The following is a 616-nucleotide window of genomic DNA, read 5'->3' as shown; positions in this document are numbered from 1 at the left end:
ATTATTACCAGATAGTGATATCAGTTATGTCGCACAGTTTTTAAATACAAAGTCTACGTTCCAAGAGACGCATGATAAATCATCAAACATGATTGATAAGGATGATGTTCATGTTGAAACGAAAGATATTGATGGCAATACATCTTTTGAAAATGAACAAACTTCATACTTAACTTCAGTTTTCGAAAAACATTTAAGTGACGAAAAATCAGAACAATTAATGCATCATATGCGTTCGGGTTTAACTTTGCTTGATTCAGTGAAAATAGTTAGTACCGAAGTTAAACAGTGGCAAACATATATCGCAGATTATCTATATCAATGCGATGCAATAAACGATCCAACGTCATTCGCTGAACTACTAGAGCAACGATTGATTGACAATCCAGGATGGATATTAAGTCCATATCCTGTTGCGATACCACACCTAAGAGACAATATGATTAAACACCCTATGGTTCTAATCACAGTTTTAGAAGAACCGTTAATATTGCCTAGTATTCAAAATGACAATCAAACAATTAAATATATGATTTCCATGTTTATTCCTGACAATGATTTTATGGCATCACTGGTAAGTGACTTGTCCGAATTTTTAAGTTTGAAATTAGAATCT

At 32.8% G+C, this 616-nt stretch carries 1 protein-coding gene; it reads left to right on the top strand.

The features are described 5' to 3' along the window. Positions 1–616, top strand: a 616-nt coding sequence (locus IDG60_RS20445; protein ID WP_164826000.1) for a PTS sugar transporter subunit IIA, incomplete at both ends; no start/stop codon positions are given.

Source organism: Staphylococcus sp. EG-SA-2 (assembly GCF_017152085.1).
Note: the sequence above shows the minus strand (reverse complement) of the source record. Positions and strands in the feature narration are given on the sequence as shown.